This is a genomic window from Adlercreutzia sp. ZJ242, from assembly GCF_011038995.1.
Taxonomy (GTDB): domain Bacteria; phylum Actinomycetota; class Coriobacteriia; order Coriobacteriales; family Eggerthellaceae; genus CAAEEV01.
The window spans coordinates 1-3,924 of the sequence record NZ_JAAKEE010000084.1; the positions used below are offsets into that span (position 1 = coordinate 1).

3 protein-coding genes are annotated in these 3,924 nt (G+C 64.6%); 1 reads left to right on the forward strand and 2 read right to left on the reverse strand.

Annotated elements, in window-relative coordinates:
* On the reverse strand, positions 1-182 hold a 182-nt coding region (locus G7Y49_RS11750; RefSeq protein ID WP_165174039.1), incomplete at its 3' end, for a hypothetical protein.
* A gap of 511 nt (positions 183-693) precedes the next feature.
* Here G7Y49_RS11750 and G7Y49_RS11755 point away from each other — a divergent pair.
* A complete protein-coding gene (locus G7Y49_RS11755; RefSeq protein WP_165174041.1) occupies positions 694-2,400 on the forward strand; it encodes a helix-turn-helix transcriptional regulator in 1,707 nt (568 codons plus the stop codon).
* Between the two features lie 189 nt (positions 2,401-2,589).
* Here the strand turns inward: G7Y49_RS11755 and G7Y49_RS11760 are convergent, their stop codons facing one another.
* Entirely contained in the window at positions 2,590-3,504 is a 915-nt protein-coding gene (locus G7Y49_RS11760; RefSeq protein WP_165174043.1) for a 3-phosphoglycerate dehydrogenase, read from the reverse strand.
* Positions 3,505-3,924: the final 420 nt, after the last annotated feature.

A 3,924-nucleotide genomic window follows, 5' to 3' on the forward strand; every position in this document is an offset into this window, starting at 1 on the left:
GCGCCGGGGGCCGCGGGGGCGCCGGGCACGGCCTTCTCGCCGTTGAGGTAGGGGGTGAAGTCGCACTTGCAGAAGGGGCAGGACTTCAGGACGAGGCCGCCCATGGACTGGATGGGCTTGCCGCACTCGGGGCACTTGTTCGGGCCGCCGCCTGCAGATGCGTCTGCCGGTCTAAAACACATAAGGAACCCTCCTTGTCGATGTCGCCCGCGCAAGCCCGCACCCTTCTCGTGCAGAGCCACGCGAGCCTTCCGTCTATGTCCTGCGCAAGCCGCGAGGGCTCGCGCGAGTGACCATAGGTCCTTGCGTCAAGTGCCGCATGCGAGAACGATCGTCAGTTGAAGAACATGACATGCCGCTGCAGGCGCCTCGCAGGGACTCCACTCGCAAAGCACTGACAATGGAAAATATACGTAAGGTGGGCGGGACGAGGTTCGATCCATGGGGTCGTTTTTCATTTTCTCACCTCAACCCTCAGGGTTGATTTTCCTCAGCCCGATTCAGACAGCGCCTGGTCAGGGACATGACGGCCCTTTCTGCCCGTCACCGCCAATTTGCTTGCTCATACGGCTCGCATTATGAGTTTTTTCGTGGAGATGAGGTATCATTATCAAACAATAGGGATGGTAAATTTTTGGAGTAAGCTCTAACTTTGAAGCAAGCTGCTCGCATCGTACGACGGAGGGGTACTGAGTGTCTGGAAGCTTTCCGCACATTACGATAAGCATCGCGCACAGCGCCGACGGATCAGACTCAGCGGGTGACCTCAACTCGCTGTGCATAGGCTTCGGGTTGTTCCAAGCGTGGCTCTACTTGGCCGTGTTCGGGCCGGACGCCATCTTCGCCGCGTCCGAGAGCTTCCCCGCGCTCCCCTACCTCACCCACGAGCTGGCCACCGTCGTGTTCGACGTGTTCTCGGTCGCCTTCACGATATCCCTGCTCCTGATCGCGTTCTCCAACCAGCTGCTCCTCAAGTTCTACGTGGGGAAGAACGCGCTCATCATGGCGACGGTGCTCGTCACGGGCGGCACCTACCTCATGTACCTCTCGTGCATGGCCGGCGAGGCCGGCACGGTCGTCGCGGGAATCGCGGGCGTGGCCATGGGCTCGGGCGCGAGCTCGATGATCGCGCTGTGGGGCACGGCGTTCTCGCGCTACGAGTTCACCACCATCATCCTCAACACGGCGGCGGCCATCGTGATCGGCGTCGCCGCGTACTTCGTGTTCATCCACTGGGTGCTGCCGCCCGTCGCCGGCGTCCTCACCGGCATCCTGCCCGTGTTCGCCGCGCTCTTGCTGTGGAAGCTCACGCCCATCCCCTACTACCGCCGCCAGGAGATGCCCATCTTCCACCCGCTGCCCGTCCGCCGCATGGCGTTCGTGACGCGCTTCGGCGTCCCCACGTTCATCTTCGGCTTCAGCATCGGCGTGCTGCGCTACATCTGCGTTGACATGATCCTGCCGATCAACGACATCACGTCGCAGCTCGTGGTGGGCGCGGCCGCCTGCGCGGGCGTGGGGATCATCATCGGGACGGTCGCGCTCGCGAAGAGCGAGTCGCACTGGGACATGATCTTCCGCTGCCTCGTCCCGGTCATCGCGGGCTCGATCATGTTCCTGCCGTACCTGGACTCCAACGTGACGCTGCTGGCCAACTTCCTCGTGATCTGCAGCTACATCTGCTTCGAATGCCTCATGTGGGTGTTCTTCGCCGACATCTCGCAGGAGTTCCGCCTCTCCCCCATCTTCGTGTTCGGGCTGGGGCGCGGCCTGCTCACGCTCACCTCGTTTCTCGGGACCATGGCGGCGCAGCTGCCCGCCATGGAGAACCTGGCGTTTCTGCTCGGCAAGGCGGACGGGGCGCTCTTCCTCATGTTCACGGTGATCCTCGCCTACGCGCTCTTGCCGCGCCAGCGCGAGATCCGCGCGATCATCGACCCCACCCGCGTGGTCATCGAGCCCGGCTACAGCGCGTTCCAGGCTGAGCTCGAGCATCCGGAGCCCGTCGCCCCCAACGAGAACGGCGAGGTGACGGCCGAGATGGAGGCCGAGGCCGACGCGCGGGCGCGCGCCAAGGGGCGCTTCCACGCACGCTGCGAGGAGATCGCCGACCGCTACCTGCTCTCGCGGCGCGAGACGGAGGTCATGTTCCTGCTCGCGAAGGGGCACAACGCGGCGTTCATCCAGGACAAGCTCTGCATCTCGAAGAGCACGGCGAAGACGCACATCAACCACATCTACCGCAAGCTCGACATCCACACGCAGCAGGAGCTGCTCAACATGGTGGAGGACCGCCCCGGCGAGGATGCCGCGAGCGAGGGCCGCGGGGACAGCGGAGGCGGCGCGAAGCCCAAGGGCGCCAAAGGCGCGCGCGACATCTTCGAGCCGAAGAGGCGATAGAGACCCGCCTCACCACCCGCCACAGGTCGTTCGTAACGTCAGCGAGAAGGGCTGAGGTGCCCGAGATTGCCCCGCCGCATGACCAAGCGTACTTCGGTACGCGCAGCGTCATGCACAAGGGGCAAGATTGGGTGCCTCAGCCCTTCGCAGCGTCGAGCGTTCCGTTCGTCCCGTCAGGGCGAACGGAACCTAGTTCACACAGTGGGTCTTCTTGCCGTTCTCCAGGTAGTCCATGATCTCGGTGACGGCCATCTTCGCGCAGTTGTCCTCCGCCTCGGCGGTCGACGCGCCGAGGTGGGGCAGCACGAGAGCGCGCTCCATCTTCACCACAGCGGGGTTCGCGAAGTCGGTGACGTAGCGCGCGACCTTGCCGGACTCGAGCGCCGCGGCCATGGCGGCGTCGTCCACGAGGACGTCGCGCGAGAAGTTCAGGAACACCGCTCCGTCCTTCATCTGCGCGATGGCGTCGGCGTCGATCATGCCCTTGGTGGAGTCCATGGCGGGCACGTGGATGGTGACGTAGTCGCTGGCCGCGAGCAGCTCGGACAGCTCGGAGGTGAACGCCATGTCCGCGGAGATGGCGGCGGCGCGCTCGGCGTCGAGGAACGGGTCGTAGCCCACGACCTTCATGCCGAGGGCCTCGGCCGCGCCGACGACCAGCTTGCCGATGGCGCCGAGGCCGATGACGCCGAGGGTCTTGCCCGTGATCTCGCCGCCCGCAAACGCCTTCTTCGCCTTCTCGGCGGCCTTGCCCACGTTCTCGTCGTCCGCGTTCTGCTTGACCCACTCGATGCCGCCCACGATGTCGCGCGCGGCGATCAGCATGCCCGCGAGCACGAGCTCCTTCACGGCGTTGGCGTTGGCGCCCGGCGTGTTGAACACGGGGATGCCGGCCTTGGCCAGGGCCTCGAGCGGGATGTTGTTCACGCCCGCGCCCGCGCGCGCGACGGCCTTGAGGTTGGCCGGGATGGGCATCTCGTGCATGTTGGCGGAGCGCACGAGGATGGCGTCGGCCTCCTCGATGTTGTCGGTGATCTCGTAGTCGTCGGTGAGCAGGGCCAAGCCCTCAGACGAGATGTTGTTCAGGCAATGAATCTTGTACATTGATTCCCCTTAGACGAAGGTTTGCGTGCTGCGCAGCCAGCGGACGCGTGCTGCGCGCCCCGGGTCGTTGCGTGAGGACGAGTTTACCACCAACGCCAGGCGCCTGCGCGCAGGCCTCCCAGACGGCTTCCAGGCGCGCCCCAGCGTCGGCGAGCAGGGGGCGAAACGGAAACGGGAGCAGGCGACGGGGGAGCAGGGGCGTGAAGCGACAGCGGAGCGGGGAGCAGCGCGCGACGGAGGGCAGGGAGGGAGCAGGCGACCCGAAGGCAGCGCGCACCGCCGCGTCTCGGGCTCGGGTCTTTGACAGATGAATAGGTTATCCAGATTCTGATCGCCCCGATGAACGGGGCTTTTTTGTTGCCCGATGTCAAATTTGTCAATATTGATATATGGTACTTTTGGGTACTTTCTAGTATAATA